General features: G+C 45.6%; 18 protein-coding genes and 1 riboswitch. Of the genes, 12 read left to right on the top strand and 6 right to left on the bottom strand.

The annotated features are described in order from the left end of the window. Nucleotides 1–414: 414 nt before the first annotated feature. Nucleotides 415–735, top strand: a complete 321-nt coding sequence (glpE, locus tag AACR75_RS13215; RefSeq protein WP_010316900.1) for a thiosulfate sulfurtransferase GlpE — start codon at nt 415–417, stop codon at nt 733–735. 8 nt (nt 736–743) lie between these two features. Then, nucleotides 744–1577, top strand: coding sequence for a rhomboid family intramembrane serine protease GlpG (gene glpG, locus AACR75_RS13210; protein WP_047690446.1), 834 nt, complete (start codon nt 744–746; stop codon nt 1575–1577). A 31-nt stretch (nt 1578–1608) separates the two neighbouring features. On the opposite strand, the gene AACR75_RS13205 is transcribed toward glpG, so the two are convergent. Further along, nucleotides 1609–2016 (bottom strand): flagellar basal body-associated protein FliL, encoded by a 408-nt coding sequence (locus AACR75_RS13205; protein ID WP_013855488.1) that lies wholly within the window; start codon nt 2014–2016, stop codon nt 1609–1611. Nucleotides 2017–2252: 236 nt separating this feature from the next. On the opposite strand from AACR75_RS13205, the gene AACR75_RS13200 reads away from it, so the two are divergent. Both AACR75_RS13200 and ubiA read left to right on the top strand, forming a co-directional pair. Continuing rightward, entirely contained in the window at nt 2253–2807 is a 555-nt protein-coding gene (locus AACR75_RS13200) for a chorismate lyase (protein WP_013855487.1), read from the top strand. Beyond that, entirely contained in the window at nt 2804–3658 is an 855-nt protein-coding gene (ubiA, locus tag AACR75_RS13195) for a 4-hydroxybenzoate octaprenyltransferase (RefSeq protein ID WP_017042069.1), read from the top strand. Before AACR75_RS13200 ends, ubiA begins: the two co-directional genes overlap by 4 nt. A gap of 81 nt (nt 3659–3739) precedes the next feature. Here the strand turns inward: ubiA and plsB are convergent, their stop codons facing one another. After that, a complete protein-coding gene (gene plsB / locus AACR75_RS13190) occupies nt 3740–6163 on the bottom strand; it encodes a glycerol-3-phosphate 1-O-acyltransferase PlsB (RefSeq protein ID WP_047690444.1) in 2424 nt (807 codons plus the stop codon). A gap of 319 nt (nt 6164–6482) precedes the next feature. On the opposite strand from plsB, the gene lexA reads away from it, so the two are divergent. The 3 genes from lexA (at nt 6483) to dinF (ending at nt 9425) form a co-directional block, all read left to right on the top strand. Next, nucleotides 6483–7106 carry a transcriptional repressor LexA gene (gene lexA, locus AACR75_RS13185; RefSeq protein ID WP_026028591.1) on the top strand — a complete coding sequence of 208 codons (624 nt, stop codon included), beginning with the start codon at nt 6483–6485 and terminating at the stop codon, nt 7104–7106. 94 nt (nt 7107–7200) lie between these two features. Continuing rightward, entirely contained in the window at nt 7201–8019 is an 819-nt protein-coding gene (locus AACR75_RS13180; RefSeq protein WP_017048580.1) for a class I SAM-dependent methyltransferase, read from the top strand. Nucleotides 8020–8081: 62 nt separating this feature from the next. Next, a complete protein-coding gene (dinF, locus tag AACR75_RS13175) occupies nt 8082–9425 on the top strand; it encodes an MATE family efflux transporter DinF (protein ID WP_047690442.1) in 1344 nt (447 codons plus the stop codon). A 103-nt stretch (nt 9426–9528) separates the two neighbouring features. Here dinF and sthA read toward each other — a convergent pair whose 3' ends face one another. After that, nucleotides 9529–10929, bottom strand: a complete 1401-nt coding sequence (sthA, locus tag AACR75_RS13170) for a Si-specific NAD(P)(+) transhydrogenase (RefSeq protein WP_017048582.1) — start codon at nt 10927–10929, stop codon at nt 9529–9531. Nucleotides 10930–11215: 286 nt separating this feature from the next. Here sthA and fabR point away from each other — a divergent pair, with 286 nt between their 5' ends. Beyond that, the gene (fabR, locus tag AACR75_RS13165) at nt 11216–11857 is read left to right on the top strand and encodes an HTH-type transcriptional repressor FabR (protein WP_017048583.1); all 642 of its coding nucleotides are present in this window, start codon (nt 11216–11218) and stop codon (nt 11855–11857) included. Then, nucleotides 11857–12234 carry a YijD family membrane protein gene (locus AACR75_RS13160; protein WP_017042075.1) on the top strand — a complete coding sequence of 126 codons (378 nt, stop codon included), beginning with the start codon at nt 11857–11859 and terminating at the stop codon, nt 12232–12234. The genes fabR and AACR75_RS13160 overlap by 1 nt, the downstream gene beginning before the upstream one ends. A 159-nt stretch (nt 12235–12393) precedes the next feature. On the opposite strand, the gene AACR75_RS13150 is transcribed toward AACR75_RS13160, so the two are convergent. Both AACR75_RS13150 and trmA read right to left on the bottom strand, forming a co-directional pair. Beyond that, nucleotides 12394–15495, bottom strand: coding sequence for a beta-galactosidase (locus tag AACR75_RS13150; RefSeq protein WP_047690439.1), 3102 nt, complete (start codon nt 15493–15495; stop codon nt 12394–12396). Nucleotides 15496–16190: 695 nt separating this feature from the next. Further along, nucleotides 16191–17300 carry a tRNA (uridine(54)-C5)-methyltransferase TrmA gene (gene trmA / locus AACR75_RS13145; RefSeq protein ID WP_047690436.1) on the bottom strand — a complete coding sequence of 370 codons (1110 nt, stop codon included), beginning with the start codon at nt 17298–17300 and terminating at the stop codon, nt 16191–16193. Nucleotides 17301–17460: 160 nt separating this feature from the next. Then, a riboswitch (cobalamin riboswitch) is annotated at nt 17461–17656 on the top strand. 47 nt (nt 17657–17703) lie between these two features. Here trmA and btuB point away from each other — a divergent pair. Genes btuB through murI form a run of 3 tightly spaced genes read left to right on the top strand, consistent with a single transcriptional unit; the run spans nt 17704 to nt 21108 of the window. After that, the gene (gene btuB / locus AACR75_RS13140) at nt 17704–19539 is read left to right on the top strand and encodes a TonB-dependent vitamin B12 receptor (RefSeq protein WP_047690433.1); all 1836 of its coding nucleotides are present in this window, start codon (nt 17704–17706) and stop codon (nt 19537–19539) included. A 45-nt stretch (nt 19540–19584) separates the two neighbouring features. Next, nucleotides 19585–20274, top strand: coding sequence for an ATPase (locus AACR75_RS13135; RefSeq protein ID WP_049785465.1), 690 nt, complete (start codon nt 19585–19587; stop codon nt 20272–20274). A gap of 30 nt (nt 20275–20304) precedes the next feature. Then, nucleotides 20305–21108 (top strand): glutamate racemase, encoded by an 804-nt coding sequence (gene murI / locus AACR75_RS13130; RefSeq protein ID WP_026028593.1) that lies wholly within the window; start codon nt 20305–20307, stop codon nt 21106–21108. Here the strand turns inward: murI and AACR75_RS13125 are convergent. Next, on the bottom strand, nt 21071–21526 hold the full coding sequence (locus AACR75_RS13125) for an RNA recognition motif domain-containing protein (RefSeq protein WP_017044858.1): 456 nt from the start codon (nt 21524–21526) through the stop codon (nt 21071–21073). The genes murI and AACR75_RS13125 overlap by 38 nt on opposite strands. Between the last annotated feature and the right edge of the window lie 449 nt (nt 21527–21975).

Here is a 21975-nt window from a genome sequence, read left to right as displayed (position 1 = left end):
GATGAACTAACAGCGCGAGGATGCCCCCTTTCAGGGGGCTGTAAACCAAAGCCGCCTTCTAAGAAGGCGGATTTTTACTTTTGATCACTTTAAGTGATCAAATTTTCAGCGCGCTGATTGTGGATAACTCTGTGACAAAATTATTCGTGAGCTGTCATCAAGTCGGTTAAATCAAGGCTTGAACACCGTTTTATATTTGGGGATATGTATTGTGTTACACACAGAAAAGTAAGGATCATCACTACATGTTGTGGATCTATTTCTCATTTACTACTTTATCAACGCAATCCACAAGATTATCCACAAACGGTGAAAAAGTGATCAGTGGTGGATAACCTTATAAAGGCCGTGTACTTGATTGCCTTGGGATAGGTTACAATCAAACGCCAAAAATAAAACCAATCAGAGGAAGCGATGGATCAGTTTCAACATATCAATGCTCAAGCAGCACAAGCTTTAATGGAACAACATGATGCGCAATTAGTGGATATTCGTGATGCGCAATCTTTTGCGGTTGCACATGCAAATGGCGCATTCCACTTAACCAACGATAGCATGGTTTCATTTATGGAAAAAAGCGAATTTGACCAACCCATTTTAGTGATGTGTTATCACGGTATTAGCAGCCAAGGTGCTGCACAGTATCTGATTAACCAAGGTTTTGAACAGGTGTATAGTGTGGATGGTGGATTCGAAGCTTGGCATCGTGCAGGCTTGCCCGTAACCAGCAATTAGGATGACTTATGTTAAGACTGATCACGCTCAATAACCCAAGAATGGCGCAAGCCTTTATTGATTACATGGCCTCTCGTGAAATTGAGATTCAAATGATGCCGGAAGGGAGTGGTCAATTTGCGTTATGGTTACTTGATGAGCAACATCAGATTGAAGCCGAAGCGGAACTCAACCATTTTCTGCACAATCCAAATGACAGAAAGTATCAAGCCGCTTCATGGGATGTGGCTGAAAGCCGTAAAAGTCACTTTCAATATCGTTCACCGAGCATGTTGGCGATGCTCAAAGCCAAAGCTGGGCCTTTAACACTGGGCGTGATGATGGTATGCGCCATTATCTTTGCATTGCAGCAGTTTGGGCTAGCCAATCAAGTATTTTCCGCATTACATTTTCCTGCTTTGGCTGGGCAGCAATGGCAGATTTGGCGCTGGTTTAGTCATGCTTTACTTCATTTCTCTGTGCTGCACATCGTCTTTAACTTGTTATGGTGGTGGCAGTTGGGGGGCGATGTTGAAAAACGGCTTGGATCATTCAAACTTGGACAGCTATTTTTAGTGTCAGCATTGTTGTCCGGTGCGGCTCAGTACTGGGTTGAAGGAGCCAATTTTGGTGGTTTATCGGGTGTGGTCTATGCGTTGGTCGGTTATCTATGGATGCTTGGTTGGAAAGCCCCTCATCTTGGCTTGCAAATGCCCAAACCGGTGATCGGTTTTATGCTGGTGTGGTTGGTGCTCGGGTTTGTACAACCCTTTATGGCGATTGCCAACAGCGCGCATTTAGCGGGTCTATTTGCAGGAATCGCCTTTGGATTAAATGACGCCAGCCGTCATCGAACTCGTTAAGCAAAACATCAATAGAGCGGCAATCGCTGCTCTATTGATAGATGTATTTAGTAAACAGTAGGTCAGCAATAATGGTTCGGCCTATTTCAGGCAGTAACACCGCGTTGAGCTCTGTGACCAACGTTTTTCTTAAATCTTCCCGACCTGCGAGTGATTTTATCGTCTCTTCGGTCTGTTTACCGAGTAGCTCGACGATGGCATCACGAATCAGTGGTTGATGCCGTTCAACGGCGGGTAAATCGGCGTCGCTGGATACCATCACGTCGATACGAACTTGGATGTAACCTAACTTATTTCCTTTGGTGAAAAAGTTGGTGGTGAGATCCGGCTCTAAGGTAAAGTACGCCAGCCTAGGCGCTTTTTCATCTTGTGCATAACTTGGTAACGCACAAAACAAGCTTAGGGCGATAATTATTTGGGCTACATAACGTTTAAGCATATTTCTATCTTTTCTTTAGTTGGTTCACGATACTCGAATCGCTTGAGTCTTGTTACAATAGAGCATCGGATTGTAATCAAAATGCTTATCTCGTTGTTTGGAATATACCGCAGTTGTCGCTTCCCGTTTTTACAAGCGGGTTTCTAACCTCCAACCGAGGGATTCTGTGAGTGAGCGCTTTTTATGGTTGTGTTAACCAAAAATGGACCTTTATTGTATGTTGATAAAGCCACTAATTGAATACTAGTATGAATCAATCAATTTCGCTCTATCTGTCTGCTTTGCGAGAAGTAATTTGGCAACAACCTGACGTTTTTTCTTTTCCTGATCAGGTTTCTCAGTCTTGGCTTTTAGAGCAAGGATCATTATCTCGCGTGTTAGAGGCGCAGTGTCAGCAACTGAGCGTTGAACTACTGCACAATAAGCTCGTTGAGGCAGAAAAATTACAGGGCGATGAGATGGCTCTGTTATCTGATGAAGCCTGTTTGTTACGTCAGGTTGTGCTGCGTGGTGATCAACAGCCATGGGTTTTAGGCCGTACTTTAATTCCTCAATCTTCGATGCTGGGTCAGCAATATGACTTAGCGCGTCAAGGTGATATCCCGCTTGGGTTAACGGTTTTTCGTGCTGAGCACGTTAAGCGTGACGCACTACAAGTGGGCTGGGCAATGATGGAAGAGGGGCCGTTGCTTGCACGCCGTTCACGATTATGGATGAATAATAAACCGATGTTAGTTGCGGAGCTGTTTTTACCCTTTTCACCGATTTACTCTAAGGAGAGAGTGTCATGACTTTGGTTAAGGCGCGTGCTTATTGGCAACTGATGCGCATGGATCGGCCAATTGGTTCTTTGCTATTGTTGTGGCCAACCTTATGGGCATTGATTTTAGCCGCGCAAGGTTTCCCCGATCCTAAAGTATTATTGGTATTCGTGTTGGGGGTGTTGTTGATGCGCTCAGCGGGTTGCGTGATCAACGATTTTGCTGATCGCAGAGTCGATGGACATGTTAAACGAACCAAACAGCGGCCTTTGCCTGCCGGGCGTGTGACAACCAAAGAGGCGATTGCACTGTTTTTAACGCTAGGTATCACTTCTTTCCTGCTGGTTTTGACCATGAATCCACTCACGGTTCAGCTCTCCTTTGTCGGTATCGCATTAGCGTTTGTTTATCCGTTCATGAAACGTTATACACACCTTCCGCAGTTGGTATTAGGGCTGGCCTTTAGTTGGTCTATTCCGATGGCATGGGCGGCGCAAGCCAACGAATTGCCAGCGGTGATGTGGGGGCTATTTTTGATCAATGCGTTGTGGACTGTGGCGTATGATACGCAGTATGCGATGGTTGATCGTGATGACGATATTAATATCGGAGTCAAATCGACCGCTATTTTATTTGGTCGTTTTGATAAAATCATCATCGGCATTTTACAGTTATTGGTACTGGCGTTGATGATCGCACTTGGTGGTTATTATCAGTTAGGGGCGAGTTTTTATTGGTCAGTATTGGCTGCAGCGGCTCTGTTTGTGTATCAGCAGCGTTTAATTCGTCATCGTGATCGTGATTTATGCTTCCACGCTTTTCTCAATAACAATCACGTTGGCATGGTGTTAACGTTGGGCCTGCTTTTTGCGTTTTGGTAAGTAGTTCACTAGTTTTTGTAAGTACTTCACGAATAAAGTAAAGGCATCCATTGGGATGCCTTTACTGTTTCTTACGCCCGATTAGTTCGCTTGGCAGATACTTTCTTGAATGGTTAAGCGAATTTCAGGATAGAGCATCGAGTAAAGTAGGCGTGCTAGCTGAACGGTTGGTTCTAAATGGCAATTGCCATCAACATCCAAATAGCCCTGCTCTTTGAGCGTGACAAACATGGCGGAGAATACCCCTTTATCAAAAAACTCAGGGGCATTGATGCCATGCAAACGGCCAAGACGTTGTGCAATTTCTTGGCTTTTTTGCTCTAAATCTGATTTGCCCACTTCAGGGTTGGCAACCAGTAGATTGAGAGCAATCGCGTAGCGTTGTAGGGTTTCTGAAATGGTACGACCGAGCAGCATCAACACTTGTGTTTTGGCTTGATTAATAGCCACGACACCCTCTTCTAGCGTCACTAATTGTTGACGTTGCAGTTCGTTAACGTAAGCGTTGACTACATCTGCGAGTTCATCTTGCGCAAAGCTTAAAAATAGCTCCTGCTTTAAGAAGGGATAAATCAGTGCCACATTGGCGGTTATCTGCTCTAGTGATAGCGTTTGCTGGCGGATCAACATCTGCGCAATCAGTGAGGGAATGGCAAACAGATGAATGATGTTATTGCGATAGTAGGTCATCAAAATCGACTGATTGCGGTCAAGAGAAATAATCTCGCCCATGGTATCGGATTCAATTACAAACTTGTCGAGCGACTGTGCGTGGTTAACCAGTTCTTCCGCACTGGCTTTAGGCACAGTGCAGGTTGCTGAGTAGCGCACGTTATTTAGTAGCGATAAATAGCAGTCGATTTGCTTAACCAAATTGTCACGAGCCAGTGCGCTTTGGCGTGAAGCAAGTAACGCGGTGGCACACAAAGTTAAGGCATTGGCCGCCGCCGCATCGTTAATGTGCGTCATCATCTTGGTGGCCAGTTGGTTAACAATAGGGTTGATCCACTGCGGCTTGGTGCTGCCCATAGGATCAATATCTTGCGTCCATTCTGGCACTTGCTCGTTAAGGTATTGGTTCAACGGGATCGGTTCGCCGAAATTGACATAGCCTTGGCCAAAATTACGCAGCTTGCGAATCGTGCGCAGCACTAAACCCGCATTTTCTTTCTCTTTACTTTTGCCGCGTAGCTCTTTGGCGTAAGTGCTTACTTCCATCACATGTTCATAACCGATATAAACTGGAACGAGGGTCACCGGGCGGTTAAGGCCGCGCAACATGGCTTGGATGGTCATCGCCAGCATGCCTGTTTTCGCTGGCAGTAAACGGCCAGTGCGTGAACGGCCACCTTCGCTGAAATATTCAACTGAATAGCCTTTGGCAAATAGCTCGGCCAGATATTCGCGGAAAATGGTCGAATAGAGCTTATTGCCTTTAAAGCTGCGACGAATGAAGAATGCGCCGCCACGGCGGAAAATCGGACCTGCTGGGAAAAAATTCAAGTTGATTCCGGCGGCAATATGCGGTGGCACCATACCTTCGCGATACAGCACATAAGAAAGTAAGAGATAATCCATATGGCTGCGGTGGCAAGGGACATAGACAATCTCGTGTCCATCTTGCGCAAGGCGACGCACGGTGGCGGCATTATTTATATTAAGCCCTTGGTAAATGCGGTTCCATAACCAGCCCAGTATGCGCTCTCCTTTCTTGATTAAGGAGTAAGAGAAATCAGCGGCAATCTCATCCATGATGTCATGCGCTTCTTTGCGTGCTTTTTCGAGGGAGATATTGTTGGCTTTCGCTTGATCTTCAATCGCTTTTTCAATCGCTTGTGATTTAATTAGGCGGTTAAACAGCGCTTGGCGATTGGGCAAATTTGGCCCAGAAGCTGCCAGCTTTTGGCGAGAGAAATGAATACGAGCCACTCGTGCCAATTTATGCGCGATAGATTCGTCGGTGCCGTGTGAATCAGCCATATAGCGCAGTGAAACGACGGGGCTAAAGCGCACCATGCAATCGCGTCCAGCAAAAATTACCGCGAGTGCTTTTTGTGGGCCATTTAAGGCTTGGAGATAGGGTTTCTCTTGCCCCTCTTTACCTGGTTTACGTCCCCAAAGCACCGTCGCTGGGATCATTTGAACGTCCAATTCCGTATCAAACTTATGTAGCTCAAGCAGTTCAGAAAAAAGAGCGATAGAGTCACTAGGAACGTGCTGATCATTGCGCATCAAGGTTGGGCGCGCCGAGATGAAAACATAACGGGCAAAACTTTTGCCGTTTAGCTCAAGTGGTTGCAGCGGATCAGGTAAACCCAGTTCTTTGGCGTGAGTTTGCAAGGTGAGCAAATCAACACTTGAGCGAAAAGGTAAGGCGTAAACAATCGGCTTGTGAATATCAATGCCGTGGTCTTCTATTGGATTAGAAGGAATCGCCGTGCCTTTGACCAACGCAGACAAAGGTAATTTTAGTAGTGAACGAGATAATGAGTGTCCAGAAGACATAAAGGTCGTCGCCTCAAGAATATTTCAATATGCTTAAGCGCATGTCCATTTCCCTGTGAGTTGATACTCAGAGAAATCGATATGCGCCGAAGCGGCTAGCTATTTTTGAGCCGCAAGGATACCAGAAACTGGTCAAACCTTTTAATCATTATTGTTTAGTAAAACAGCATCACTTGCGAGCGCGGTGAGTGAATCGGTGAGGTATTTATCGGTCGATTGCGGCATTTTTTGTAAATAGCCAAAAAATAAGCGTCCGCTCTTCCATTTATTCGATTACTGGATATACTCACAGTTAACTGTATAAACAGACAGGTGAGATATGAAGCCGTTAACGCCCCGCCAGCAACAAGTATTTGATCTTATCCGCAGTAAGATCGACGAAACCGGAATGCCACCGACTCGCGCTGAAATCGCACGCGAGCTGGGTTTTCGTTCCGCCAATGCCGCAGAAGAGCATTTAAAAGCACTGGCTCGTAAACAAGCGATTGAAATTATTCCGGGTGCCTCTCGTGGGTTGCGTATCTTACTTGAAGCTGCCAATGAGCCAGAAGATCTTGGCCTGCCTTTAATTGGTCGAGTCGCGGCGGGAGAGCCTATTTTGGCGCAAGAGCATGTCGAAGCGCATTACCAAGTGGATCCCAATATGTTTCGCCCTCAAGCGGATTTCTTACTGCGTGTGCAAGGCGAAAGTATGAAAGATATTGGCATTATGGACGGTGACTTACTCGCAGTGCACAAAACACAAGATGTGCGTAATGGGCAAGTGGTGGTGGCGCGTGTTGAAGATGATGTGACGGTAAAACGTCTAGAACGCAAAGGCTCTACCGTGTTATTGCACGCAGAGAATGAAGCGTTCTCACCGATTGAAGTGGATCTTAAATCTCAGCAGCTCACCATTGAAGGTGTGGCCGTCGGCATTATTCGCAATACCGATTGGATGTAATTTATTATTGAGATCTATTCTCAATAACTTGTCATTCTAACTGATATTCATTATCATCTTCTTTGTTGTTACATCGAGTTGCGACATAAGGAAGATGGTAATGCCTACCGATAAACATTCACTAACCCCACGTCATCATATTCCAACCAATTTAGTTCAACCGTTGTGGTTTCGTAGCCGCGAAAGTTTGGTTGATAACGGGTTAGTGTATGATCCGATCGCTGCAAAGGCCTGCCAGAGCTGTCACTTAGCCCCCGAATGTTTAAGCGGTGATATCGATCAAAAACAATTGCTGCATGCGACCTTAACGCAATTGTGCGATCAACAAGTGCGCGCGTTTATTGAGCGTAACCCTGATGGATGGATCATTAATGTCGGTGCAGGGTTAGATACCCGTTTTTATCGGGTAGACAACGGGCGTTGCCATTGGATAGAACTCGATATCACCGAAAACCTGCTGTGGCGGCAGAAATTGTTTCATCGCAGTGAGCGTTATCAACATGTGTGTGGCAGTGTCGATGATCTTCAGTGGTTGGATGCATTGCCTATTGCGGAATCCTCAGCCGTTTTAATCGTTTGTGAGCATGCGTTATTAGATTGTACGGCGCAGCAACTCACCTATTTTATCCGCGCATTGGGTTTGCATTTTTCTAATGCGGCGGCTTGTTTAATGCTGGCTGGAGACAAAACTGCTTCCGCTTTAGGTCAGAAAATGGGCTCAGGCCATTACGGACATGGTTTTGCTAATCCAACCGAAGCGGTACTCAATGTCTTGCCTTGGGCTTCGTCGGCAAAAACGTTTTCACCGCTCGATCAACATTGTGGCCGCTGGAAATTATGGCAACGTTGGTTAAGTAAGGTGATGGTTTACAAGCTGCGCTTAACACCCGTTTTAGTTTATGTCCGTTGGTGAGTAACCGCTAGCCGTCCTCCTATCACTCCGCTACACTTTGCTCTCACCCATGAGAGGTCAACGTGTTGCAATCTATTTTACAAACGTTATCGAACCGTTCCGTACATCGACAAGTGTTGCTACTGGCGATACCTATGGTGCTGTCCAATATTACCGTACCGCTGTTAGGTTTAGTTGATGCGGCGGTGATCGGTCATCTGGAACACGCTTGGTATTTAGGTGGTGTGGCACTCGGCGGTACGGTAGTCAGTGTTACTTTCTGGTTACTCGGCTTTTTAAGAATGTCGACCACAGGCCTTGCGGCGCAAGCATACGGTGAACAGTCGCCACAAAAACTGGCGTTAGTCTTGCTGCAAGGACTCTTGATGGCACTGGCATTTGCGTTGTTGTTTTTGATTCTGCATCGATGGATTGGCGATGCGATTTTTTCAGCTAGCAGTGCCAGTGAGCAAGTAAAACAATATGGGTTGCAGTATTTTGTGATTCGAGCGTGGAGTGCGCCCGCCGCATTGGCCAACTTTGTACTGCTCGGTTGGCTGTTAGCCACGCAAAATGCTAAAGCGCCGATGTGGATGGTGATCATAACTAACTTAACCAACATCGCGTTGGACATTCTGTTTGTGTTGGGTTTCGGCTGGAAAGTGGAAGGTGCTGCGCTGGCATCGGTTATCGCCGATTATGCGGGTATGAGCTTTGGTTTACTGTGTGTTTGGCGCTATTGGTGGCGGCATCAACTCCCTTCGCCACTGCAGCTAGGTGTTTTAGTGACACAAGGTCTTAGCCGCTTTGTGAAATTGAATCGCGATATTTTCCTGCGTTCACTCTGTTTGCAGGCGGCGTTCAGCTTTATGACCTTTCAAGGGGCGGCGTTTGGCGATCAAACTGTGGCGGCTAACGCTGTCTTAATGAGTTTTTTGATGATGATATCCTATGGCATGGATGGTTTCGCTTATGCGATGGAGGCCATGGTTGGCAAAGCGATTGGTGCAAAAAGTGAGGCGCAGCTCAAAAGAGCTCTGATCGGCAGTTTTTTCTGGAGTGCGCTAATCTGTTTAGCGTTAACGGTGATGTTTGCGGTGTGGGGATCGGCGTTGATCACGCTGATCACTGACATTAACGCAGTTCAGCAAGCGGCTAACCGTTATCTAGCGTGGCTGGTGGCGATGCCGTTAACCGCGATGTGGTGTTTTTTATTGGATGGTATTTTTATCGGCGCGACCAAAGGTAAAGAGATGCGCAACAGCATGTTTGTCGCGATGTGCAGTTTTTTCAGCGTTTTCTATCTGGCTCAGTCTTTGGGTAATCACGCCCTGTGGATGGCGATGATCAGCTTTATGGCGATGCGCGGCATCAGTTTAGGTGTGGTCTTTATCTCACAATGGCGACGCGGTGTTTTTCTCACTTGATCACCGAATCTATCCCTAAGCACTTCACTCACTAGGTTACCAAAAAGAAAGCCGCACTCGTTAGCGGCTTTCATTCCATTAGCAGGCAGAATTAGGTCGATGATTAGAACAATCGATTCAGGCCATTTAACGCCGCCACGCGGTAGGCTTCGGCCATGGTTGGATAATTGAAGGTGGTATTGACGAAATATTCGAGGGTATTGGCTTCGCCTTTTTGCTCCATAATTGCCTGTCCGATATGGATGATTTCAGCCGCGCGTTCTCCAAACACATGAATACCTAAAATTTCTTTTGTCTCTCGGTGAAACAAAATTTTCAAGCTGCCGATATCTTTGCCAGAAATTTGTGCTCGTGCGAGGTGTTTAAACGAAGAGCGGCCAACTTCATACGGAATTTTGGCCGCGGTGAGTTCTTGCTCTGTTTTGCCTACTGAACTGATTTCAGGAATGGTGTAAATCCCAGTTGGAATGTCATCAATTAAGTGCCCTTGCGCTTGACCATGAGCAATCGCTTGAGCGACAAATCGACCTTGATCATAGGCTGCGCTCGCAAGGCTTGGGTAGCCAATTACATCACCGACCGCGTAGATGTGCTCCACCGAGGTTTGATAGTTACGATTGACGGCCAGTTGGCCACGTGAGTCGGCATTCAGGCCCACCGCTTTGAGGTTCAATTTGTCAGTGTTGCCCGTGCGTCCATTGGCATACAAGATACAGTCGGCTTTCATTTTTTTGCCCGATTGCAAGTGAACGATCACACCATCGTCAGTGCCTTCAATCTTTTCATGGGTTTCATCATTACGAATCACAATGCCGCTGTTCCAAAAATGGTACGAGAGTGCATCAGACGTTTCGTTATCCAGAAACGACAGCAAGCGGTCACGGGTATTGATGAGGTCGGTTTTGACGCCTAATCCGCGGAAAATCGAAGCGTATTCGCAACCAATGACGCCTGCGCCATAAATGATGATGTGGCGAGGATCGTGTTTAAGCGAGAGAATCGAATCGCTGTCATAAACTCGTTCATGAGTAAAATCAACATCATCAGGTTGATAAGGGCGTGAGCCAGTCGCAATCACAAATTTGTCGGCGCTGTATTTTTCGATGCTGCCGTCAGCGTGCGTAACCGCCACGGTATTTTTGTGGGTAAACTTAGCGTTACCAAAAATCAGCGTACACTGATTGCGATCGTAAAAGCCTTGGCGCAAGCGAGTTTGTTTATCAATCACAGATTTAGCATGGCCTAAAATATCAGAGAAAGTGAGATGAATACTGGTGTTGTTTTTACAAAATAGAGGGTTACTGTTGAATTCGATGATGCGGCTGACCGCATGGCGTAACGCCTTGGAGGGAATGGTGCCCCAATGGGTACAACCGCCGCCAACACTACTCTCTTTTTCGATAATGGCGACATTAAACCCCGCTTTAGTCAAACCCATTGCGGCGCCTTCTCCGCCTGGGCCGCTACCAATTACGATGACATCGAAGTGGTTTTGGTTCGCCATACTCTATTCCTTGTTGTATTTGTTTAACATTGCTGTAGCGAGATTTTAACTGATCCATCAGTGCGGTAAACGATGTTGCCATCAGAGAGTGGAGAGGATCACGCTCGAGAGGTGAAAATGCCACTTTATGCTATTGCTTTGCCCATCTTACTGTGGCGAGTGATTGAAATTAGGTTAGGTGACTGTTTAATTGGTTACTTTGTCCAAAGAGGCGATGTTGTGGCTTAGACAACGTGCTCAATCACGTTATAGTATGGCTCAGATAGTAAAAGAGAAGCGACTTAATATGAAATCGATGGGAATTCGCGCATTACAAAAAGAAAAAACACGTCGTTCATTGATTGATGCAGCATTTAGCCAATTAAGTGCCGATCGGAGTTTTTCTAACTTAAGTTTACGAGAAGTGGCCCGCGAGGCGGGGATTGCGCCCACCTCATTCTATCGACATTTTAAAGATATGGATGAGTTGGGTTTAACCATGGTTGATGAAGGCGGTTTACTGCTGCGTCAATTGATGCGCCAAGCACGGCAGCGCATTGTCAAAGAGGGCAGTGTGATTCGCACGTCGGTTGAAACCTTCATGGAATTTATTGAAAGTAGTCCCAATGTGTTTCGCTTATTACTGCGAGAACGCTCAGGTACTTCTTGCGAGTTTCGTGCCGCGGTAGTGCGAGAAATACAGCACTTTTCCGCAGAGCTCACCGAGTATTTGATGACGACAGGCATGGGTCGTGACGAGGCATTAACTCAGGCCGAAGCTTCCGTTATTTTGGTGTTCAGCTCCGGCGCTGAAGCTTTAGATTTAGATCGACGTGAGCGAGATGAGCTTGCTGAACGTTTGATCATGCAGTTGCGAATGCTAGCCAAAGGGGCATTTTGGTATCGCAAAGAACGTGAACGTAATCGGCTCAAAGGGGGGATAGAGTAATGTCGAATGAAAACAACACAACCCATCGTGGTTCGGAAAGAAAAACACTTGTGCTAGCGCTCATCGCAGGTATGTGCGGCGATGCCTTGTTGTCTTGGGTAACCATTAGCCAAGTTCCGTTCTCCATTTTCCCACTGATTGCATTAGTGCTTTCTGTGCAGGCGTTGTATCAAGAATATTTGCGCCATCCGGTGGCGGAAGATCTTCCATTGGTAGCGCTTGCCTGTTTCTTTGTCGGTGCTTTTGGTCATTCGGCATTTATCAAAGCACAATATCCAGATTCTGGTTCTAACTTTTTCGCCATTCTCGTATTGCTGTTGTTGCTACTCTGGGTTGGAAGAAAATTGGGTTTTCTTGGTCGCCATCACGCCGACTAAGTCATCAATGACTAGGTAGATATAGCGTGCGATGTGACCGTCATCCAAGCCTATCAAAGACATATCACAGGGATGTGGACGCCGTTTTCTTGTCGTAGCGTCATGCATCCCGCTGTCACGTAATCGTTGTAAGTGGCGATAGCCGTTATCGGTGCGTTTTTAAATACGATGCGAAATTGCTTTGAACGATATTCGGTAAACGTAATTATTGCCAGTTAGCTGGAATTCTTTGTGCACACTAGGGCTCCAAGAATCATCACCACCCACGCCCATGTGCTGATGGTCTAGGCGCACATAAATGGTTTTTTCTGCCATTAAATCACAGGTGTGTTTTGCTTTTGCCAGCGTCTGTTGAGCATATTGACTGACACTAAATTGGAAATCGCCAGATATCGCCAGTTCGTTCACTTGCAGCCATTGAGTTCCACAACGTAAGCCACTGTCGGTTGGGAAAATGTACGGAGTATGCATCTCTTCTAGCGTTTGCGTGTGCAAACCAAAACGTGCTGCAGATAGGCGGTCTGGGTAGTTCTCAAACGGACCTAAACCTTGCCAAGTGATTGGTGTACTCTGCTCATGCAATGGCAATTGCAACTCCAAGCCGATACGTGGCATGGGTGGTAGATCATCGGCAAGTGTCACATCAACGGTCAGCTGCATTTCGCCACTGTTTTTCAGCGTATACGTCCAAGTGGTGATGGCTTGCACGGCACCGTTGAATTGGTAAGCGAAAGTTGATGTTACTTGCACGGCATGCGCCAACATGTCGCTATGGCAACTGACACATTCGCGTTTCCATTGGCCAATACCAGCCATATCCCAACGGCATACCCAAGCGTTTGGATCTACGTTATCCACTTCACTCACACCAATATCGTTATCCAGTGGCGCACGGAAGAAGTTATCTTGCGGTGCCGCCAGCATTTGCGCTTTGCCATCGACTTGCCAATCAATCATCAAGCCTGTTTGACTATCCCAGCACCATTGATGCTTCTCATTTAGGCTGGTGACTACGATCATGCCTTTTTGCTGGCTTATCGCTGGGGCTGGTTGCGTTTCCAATTTAGGCATGGCGAGACCTGCGGTATTGCGTAGCGCAAATTGCTCAGAAGCGCTCACATGTCCCGCGGGTGCCCAAAGTGTTTCAGCCACTAAGGTGATGTCAGTATTCAAGTGGTATCGCGCTTCTGCTTTAGGTGTAAATTCAAAAGCAATATCTACGGTTGCTTGGCTATCGGCTTTGATGTTCAGCACAACAGAGCCAGATTGAATCAATTTGCCATCTTCCAAAAGTGACCAGTTCAATTGCTCGTTGTCCGTTGCACGAAATAGGTTTTCGTTAGTTACTAATAGATGACAGAATCCTTTCGCTTGTTCTTGCAGCGACACGCGAATCATACGCTGGCAGTATTTGGCTTCTTCCAATGTTGGATGCACAGTGCGATCTGGGAAGATCAACCCGTTGATGCAGAACTGGCGGTCATTGATTTTATCGCCAAAATCGCCACCGTAAGCCCAGAAGTGTTGGCCGTTCTCGTCCCATTGGCTCAAGCCTTGGTCTACCCAATCCCAGATAAAGCCGCCTTGAAGGCGAGGAAACTCGCGGAATGTATCCCAATATTCATTAAAACTCCCCAAACTGTTACCCATTGCGTGAGCGTATTCACATAAGATCAGTGGGCGAGTTTCGTTGGGTAGAGAAATCCATTTTTTGATTGGCCATTTTGGTACTGCTTCATCTGCAATCGTTGTATTCACACGGGCGTACATAGGCGCAATGATGTCGGTTGCAGCGGTATTGGCACCGCCACCTTCATATTGAACAGGGCGCGACGAATCGTAGTTTTTCGACCAGGCGTACATCGCATTGTGGTTGCTGCCGTGGCCAGACTCGTTACCCAAAGACCAGATGATGATAGAAGGATGGTTTTTATCGCGCATCACCATTTGGGTGTAGCGGCTCATGTATGCGTGTGCCCATTGTGGATTGCTCGAAAGGCGATTCATCGGCTGCATGCCATGGGTTTCGATGTTCGCTTCATCGCACACGTACAAGCCGTATTGGTCACACAGTTCGTACCAACGAGGGTGATTTGGGTAGTGCGCTGTACGTACCGCGTTGAAATTGTATTGCTTCATCAAACAGATGTCGCGGATCATGTCTTCTTCTGTCATCACATGCCCAAGCTCTGGATGATGCTCATGACGGTTAACGCCACGGATCAGCAAAGGCCTGCCGTTGAGTTTCAACTGACCATCAGTGATTTCCACTTTGCGAAAGCCCACATGATAGGCTTCACTCTCTAGATGTATGCCGTTTTCATCTAATAGTGAAACGACTAGGCGGTATAGATTGGGGGTTTCTGCGCTCCATTTGTTTGGCTCACGCACATGCAATGTTTGAAATACCACGTCATCGTATGTGCCTCGCTCGTCAATACGGCGGTTGTGCGGGCGATCAATTCGCGGCTCAGTCACTGCGCATTCACCATCAAAGAGCTGCACTTGCACTTGGTAACAATCTGGCGCTGAAATGTGCGTCACGATTGATAGTGAACCATCGCGATAACACGCATCCAAATCTGGCGTGACGAATACATCTTCAATGCAGTGTTGCGGTTTAGAAAGCAGAGCTACGTCGCGGAAAATACCACTTAGCCACCACATGTCTTGGTCTTCTAGGTAGCTGCCATCACACCAACGCATCACCATCACGGCAAGTGTATTCTCGCCAGCCACTAGGTAGGGCGATAAGTCGAATTCGGAAGGCAAGCGGCTATCTTGGCTGTATCCCACCCAAGTGCCGTTGCACCATAGGTGGAATGCTGAGTTCACACCATCGAAGATGATGCGCTGGGTATTGGCAAGATCGGCTTCTGAGCGGGAAATCGTAGTGCGGTAACAACCTGTCGGGTTTTCAGCGGGCACTAATGGAGGGTTTACTTCAAACGGGTATTTTACGTTGGTGTAAATTGGTTTGTCGTAGCCTTGTCGCTGCCAGTTGGAAGGAACCGTTATTTCATCCCAGTTCGTGTCATTGAATTTGGTTTGAATAAACTCGCCTTCGACTTGTTCTGGCGAGTCGAACACTTTGAATTTCCATTGGCCATTCAGCGATTGACGTTGGGCGTAAACGCCGTCACGGGCATGGTCAATATCTCGGTAACTGGAAAGTGGGCTGTGTGCTTTTAAGCAGTGAATATTCACTGATTGCGGGCTTTCCCAGTCACGTCGTTGGAGAATATCTGAAAATGCCTTCATGGTTTTCCTACTTGATTTTTTGTTTCTAACCGTATTGAGCTACGGTAGTGAATACCGTAATGGATGACTTTTTTGTTCTGGTAATCGACGCTAACGCGGCCAAAAACAGTGCCATACATAGAGTAGCTAATTGTTTTATTTTTTGAGTCCTAGCTTGCTATTCAGTGTAAATAAAATGTGGAAACGTTTCCACGATGGGGTTTACATTTTCATAGTAATAACGGATTTATTCTTCTTTCGTGTGATCATCCTCTCTGGAATGTGTTTTTAAGCAATTTTAAAGGCGAGTGATGAACTTTCCTTAATGAGATTGGCTTTGGGTCTGACGTTTATATCAAAATCAATCTGTAAACGTTCCCATGCATTTAGTTTGGCTCACCGATTATTTTGTTCTATTCGTTGTGATGCGGTGTAATTTTCTGCTTCAAAGTCAGACAAAATGACAGATAACCATTGATTGAATTAACCGGTGGGCAGGCTCTACTGATTGTAGAATTGGGTGAGTATGCAGAGATTCTGCATTGGGCAGAAGGTAAGCGGTGATCTCAACGGTTATCGTATGGGCTCTGCATCGCCCTGTGCCATAGCCCGCCCTGATTAAACCGTTAGTCAGAGCGAGTAGCATAATAGGTAATGTTGTCAGTACGAATGCGTGAAAGCCGATTAAGTCGAAATTTAAATATCGATTGAAAGTCTTATTTAATCTTCTCCAGCAATACGCCTGCTTCCATATGGTGGGTGTAAGGGAATTGGTCGAATAGAGCGAAACGAGTCACTTTGTGTGTTTCACATAGAGTGTCTAAATTCTCTTTTAAGGTTTCTGGGTTGCAGGAGATATACACAATCCGCTCGTAGCCTTGCACCATTTTGCAGGTATCGATATCCATCCCCGAGCGCGGTGGGTCAACAAAAATGGTGTTGCAACGATAGCTTTTGAGATCAACTCCCGCTTGTTGTAAACGACGAAACTCACGTTGACCTTCCATCGCTTGAGTAAACTCTTCGGCAGACATGCGGATGATTTGCACATTGTCTATTTTATTCGCCGCAATGTTGTATTGCGCGGAATCAACAGAAGGTTTGGCTAATTCGGTTGCGAGCACTCGCTCGAAATTTTTCGCCAATGCCAGTGAAAAGTTACCATTCCCACAGTAGAGCTCTAATAAATCGCCTTGGCTCTCTTGCGTGCAGTCAACGGCCCATTCCAACATTTTTTGCGCAACAGTACCGTTTGGTTGAGTAAAACTGTTTTCCACTTGTTGATAAATGTAACTTTGACCATGTACGTTCAGTTTCTCAATCACAAAATCTCGATCTAGCACGACTTTCATTTTACGTGCACGGCCAATCAAATTGAGGTTGAATCCCTCATCATTGAGACGCTGTTTTAATGCTTTTGCTTGGGTTATCCATTCTTCATCGAGTTGGCGATGATAAAGCAGAGAAACCAGTACTTCACCACTAAGAGTGGAGAGAAAATCGACTTGGAAAAGTTTACGACGCAGTGAGTCGCTGCCTTTAAGTGCATCGACCAAAAGTGGCATCAAATCATTAATTAAACGACTGGCCGCAGGAAACTGGTCAACGCGGTATTTTTCACGTGTTTCTTGGTTGAACATGATGTAGTAAAGCTCATCACCTTCGTGCCAAACTCGAAATTCTGCACGCATACGGTAATACTGCTCTGGTGATTCAAACACTTCCAACTGAGGCATGTTGTATTGTGCGAACATTTGGGTCAGACGCTCGGTCTTTTCCGCCAACTGTTGCTGGTAGTGTTGTGGGTTTACATCAAGAGTCGCCATGGTATTACCTTTGCTTGGGTATGGTGCATTCAAATAATAAAGAGCGCAGATTTTATTCAATCCCTCGCGCTTGTCCAGTTTTGTCCTGAATTAGTCATTAATTGCGAGCTAACAAAAATAGCTGACACCAATCAGTACTAGACAAATTATCAATAGAGCCATAGTATCGCCCTCAGCTGGTGCTATCTAGCGGTATAGATGGCCGAAAAGGGAATCTGGTGTGAATCCAGAACTGACGCGCAGCGGTAAGAGAGAACGAACACCCAATATGACACTGCAGGAAAATGCTGTGGGAAGTCGGGTTAGTAGGTCAAGAGCTCTCAAGTCCGAATACCTGCCAGCAGCCAAATCTATTCCACCTTTTGGTTGATTTGGTAGGACTTACGCGAATTAGGATCACAATATGAATAAATCCCTTTTAGCGGCGGCTGTAGCATCGCTGCTTTCACTTATCTCCAATTTACACGCCCAAGAAGCATCTGCTGACGAAACCATGGTGGTTACGGCTAACCGTTTTGAGCAAAGTACCGAAAGTGTTATTGCTCAAGTGGAGGTTGTGACACGTCAAGATATAGCTCGTATTCAAGCTAAGTCACTAACTGATGTATTCAAACGATTAACGGGTATTCAAGTTACACAGAATGGTGGTAGAGGCCAGCAAGCTTCGATCTTTGTTCGAGGTGCTAACTCTGATCAGGTTCTTGTCTTAATTGACGGCATTCGTTTTGCTCGCGCTGCAAAAGGTGGTGTCGATTTCAGCCAGCTGCCAATCGCATTTGTTGACCGAGTAGAGTATGTACGAGGTGCTCGTGCTGCTATGTATGGTTCAGAGGCTATTGGTGGTGTGATTAATATCATTACAGTTGTCAGTTCTGACAATGAAGAAACTGTAGTGAGTGCAGGATTAGGCAGCCGTGATTATGAAGAATTAAGTTTTGTTAGTGGTACTAAAGTTGGCGAGAACGGTCATTTAAACGTATCGGTTGGTTACGATTCTGATGAGGGCTATAACGTTCACCCAATGCCCGGAGTAAACGATGGTGACCGTCATGGGTTTGAATCACGTAATGCTTTGCTCGGGTATGTACATAACTTCGACCAACAGTGGAGTGGCTTTGCGAATTTCCGAATGTTCGAGACTATCTCTCAATATGATGGTTCGTATGTTGATCATAATACCGGCAACCCTGTCCACTCTTACAAAGAAGCTGAAGTACAAAACTCTACTGTTGCTGCTGGCGTTAAATTTAATGGCAGTGAGCTAAAGTCTGAATTCCTAGTTAATTATCAAAACCAAGACAACTGGAATTACGAAAAGTCTCTAGGTAAGAACTCTTCTTCGGCTACGTCTGATGAGCTTGAGCAACTTAATGTTCAATGGGTAAACTCATACAAAGTTACTTCAGCACTGACGTTAAGTGGTGGTGTTGATTGGCGAGATGAGGCCTACATCGTTAAGCCATCGAATACTGAATATGATCGAACCAATGTTGCATACTTCACGGCATTAAACGTAGATGCGGATAAAGTGTTTGGTGAGTTGAGCATTCGTGCTGATGACAATGAACAGTTTGATACTGAAACAACGTATAACACAGGGTTAGGTTATCGTTACGCAGAATGGCTTGTGGTTAAGGCTGCCTATGGTACATCGTTTAAAGCTCCGAACTTGTATCAACTATATAGTTACTACGGTAATGACAAGCTAGAAGCCGAGAAAGCGGATTCATTTGAATTAACTTTTAGTGGTTTAATCCAAGAGGTTGATTGGTCAATTACTGGATACGATACAAACGTTGAAGACTTAATTGATTATAATTACGCGACGAGTAAGTATTACAACACTGATGGTGAAAGCCAATTACGTGGTGTGGAAATGGTTGTCGGTTTTGATACAGGCTTTATTAACCACCAAGTGAGTGCTAACTTCCAAGATCCAAAAGACCAATCTGGTGAACAGTTAGTCCGCCGTGCTAAGAAGATTTATAAGTATAACGCGGCAGCTAGTTTCGATGATGTTGATTTGTCATTGGGGTACCAATACGTCGGTGAGCGACCAGACTTCTCTGAAGAGTTGGCTGCATACAGTTTGTTTGATGTTTCAGTTAACTACTACGTAAATGAAAATCTTACTTTAAACGGTCGAGTCGAGAACCTTACTGATGAAGAGTATGAGACAGCTGGTGGATACCCATCTCCAGAGCGTACATATTACGTAAATGCTACTTACCAATTCTGATTTTTGAAACCGCCTGTGGGCGGTTTTTACTTTGCGAGTGTGATGATGAAAAAGAACGTTATCGTCAGTTGGTCTAGCGGAAAAGATTCAACCCTCACTTTAGAGCGCTTATTGGAAGATAGCCGTTATTGTGTGGTGGGCATTTTTACCACTTATGTCGAAGATGAAGTGCCCTTTCAAGCCACCCCCTTGTATGTAATTGAGCTACAAGCACGACTTTTAAAATTACCCGTTGTCAAAATAGAGCTGCCTGCCGTATTTCCAAGTAACGAGCTTTATCAATCGACCATCATCAGCGCATTAAAACAAAGTGGATTAGAGATAGACGCCGTTGCTTTTGGCGATATGTTCTGTAACGGTATTGCGCAGTATCGCAAAAGCTATATTGAACCGGCTGGCTGGGAGTGTGTGTTGCCCTTGTTAGGCGAAGATAGTAGCGCTCTTGCGCGAGAGATCATAAATCGCGGCATCCAAACCATGGTGATGACGACAGATGGTCACAGCCTCACGCCAGACTATTGTGGACAACCTTATGGACGAGCGTTTATTGATTCTTTACCAGCAAAGGTTGACCCGTGTGGCGAAAATGGTGAGTTTCATACACTGGTCACCGATGCGCCCTGTTTTTTGGGTGGAACACTGGAGTTAGAGTTGACGCATCTCCAACTGGGGGAACGTTTTTGTCACCAAAGATACCGAGCAAGAGCATTGCCAATTGATAAAGAGCGAGTATGATCGGAACGTTTTCATTATAAGGTGCTCAGAGTGTCGCAACCGTCTCAGCTTAATGTGCTTATCTTTGACTCTGGTGTTGGTGGGTTATCGGTTTATCAAGAGGTCCAAGCCAAACTACCACAATTAAACTACATCTACCTGTTTGACAATGAAGCTTATCCTTATGGAGAGCTCAATCAAGAGGTGTTAATTAAGCGTGTGGTTAGGTTGGTAAGCGATGTTGTTGTGAAAGAGCGCATTGATTTGGTCGTTATTGCTTGTAATACCGCAAGCACCATCGTCTTACCCAAGCTGCGTTCTTGTCTTGCTGTACCAGTTGTGGGGGTTGTCCCTGCGATTAAACCGGCCTCGTCACTGGCAAATAAAGCCGTGGGACTCATTGCTACCCCAGCGACTATCACTCGTCAATACACTCACGATTTGATTCGAGATTTCTCATCTGACAAGAATGTTGAATTGCTAGGGTCAACGCGCTTAGTGGATATGGCAGAAGAAAAATTGAGGGGCAAAGCTGTCGATCTTGCAGAATTAAAAGAGATTCTTAGCCCTTTGGTGAACCGTATTGATGTGGCGGTCCTTGGCTGTACACACTTCCCATTAATAAAAGAAGAGATCCAAGCCGTATTAGGGAAGAGTGTCGTGCTAGTTGATTCCGGAGAAGCTATTGCTCGTCGTGTGCAAGAGCTATTGGGTGTGAAAAGCGAGCCACAATGCAAAATCAAACAACACAAGATATTATCAAGCGCACCTCCTTGGGAAGAAAGCGCGCTCAATAGCCGATTAGCTCACTTAGGTTTTACTCCTGTTCAAACATATCGTCATCAGGATGTTTAGGATCATTCGCCACACGTACCTTCAATGTACGCTGCATATAGTCTTTCTCATTCAAAGCTGAAATAGCACCATCTACATTTGCAGAAGCCATCACAACAAAGCCAAATCCACGCCTTTTGCCCGTTCGCTTATCTTTCATCAAACGTACGGCAAAGACCTCTCCATATTTGGCAAAAAGTTCACGAACATGAGCTTCATTCGCTTTGTATGGCAAGTTACCGACATACAGTGTTTTCGTTGAGAGTTTTGACTCCTCATCATCGGTTAGCGTTTTGCTGCCAAAAAATTTAAAAACAAGAGCGGAAGAGACAACACCAAGAACAAAAGTAATTGCGGGAGAAAGCGCGACCAGAGAAAAAAGGATTGCGCCTATTATTGCAAGAGATGCAACCAGTAAAATCGATTTATTAGAGTTCATATTGGAATACTACATATCAAGTAAAAGAAGAAGGATGTCTAGGATTAACAAAATAGACACATCAATCTTACGTTTATGCTTGGTGTTTTTCCAACCAATTGCTGTGATAACCTTCAAATGTTGAAGTTTTATTCAATAAAACGCGACATTGGTGGCTTTTTGAGCGAATGAAAGGTGATTTTAAAAAAGAACTTGTCACATTGTAAAACCTCCCTATAATGCCGCCTCACTGACACGGAGTGAGGCAAGCCTCACAAACGAGTTACTAGTTGAAAGAGAAAGATAGTTAAAAATAACTCTTGACTCTTAAAAGCTAAAGCGTATTATTCGCACCCCTAGCGACACGGACTTAACGGTCTTGTTCGACAGGAACGCTCTTTAACAATATAAACCTATCAATCTGTGTGGGCACTCGTTGATGATAATCAAAAAAGATTTATCAATGAACT

This window comes from Vibrio sp. ZOR0018 (genome assembly GCF_963865925.1).
GTDB classification, from domain to species: domain Bacteria; phylum Pseudomonadota; class Gammaproteobacteria; order Enterobacterales; family Vibrionaceae; genus Vibrio; species Vibrio anguillarum.
This window is presented reverse-complemented; position numbering and strand designations above follow the sequence as displayed.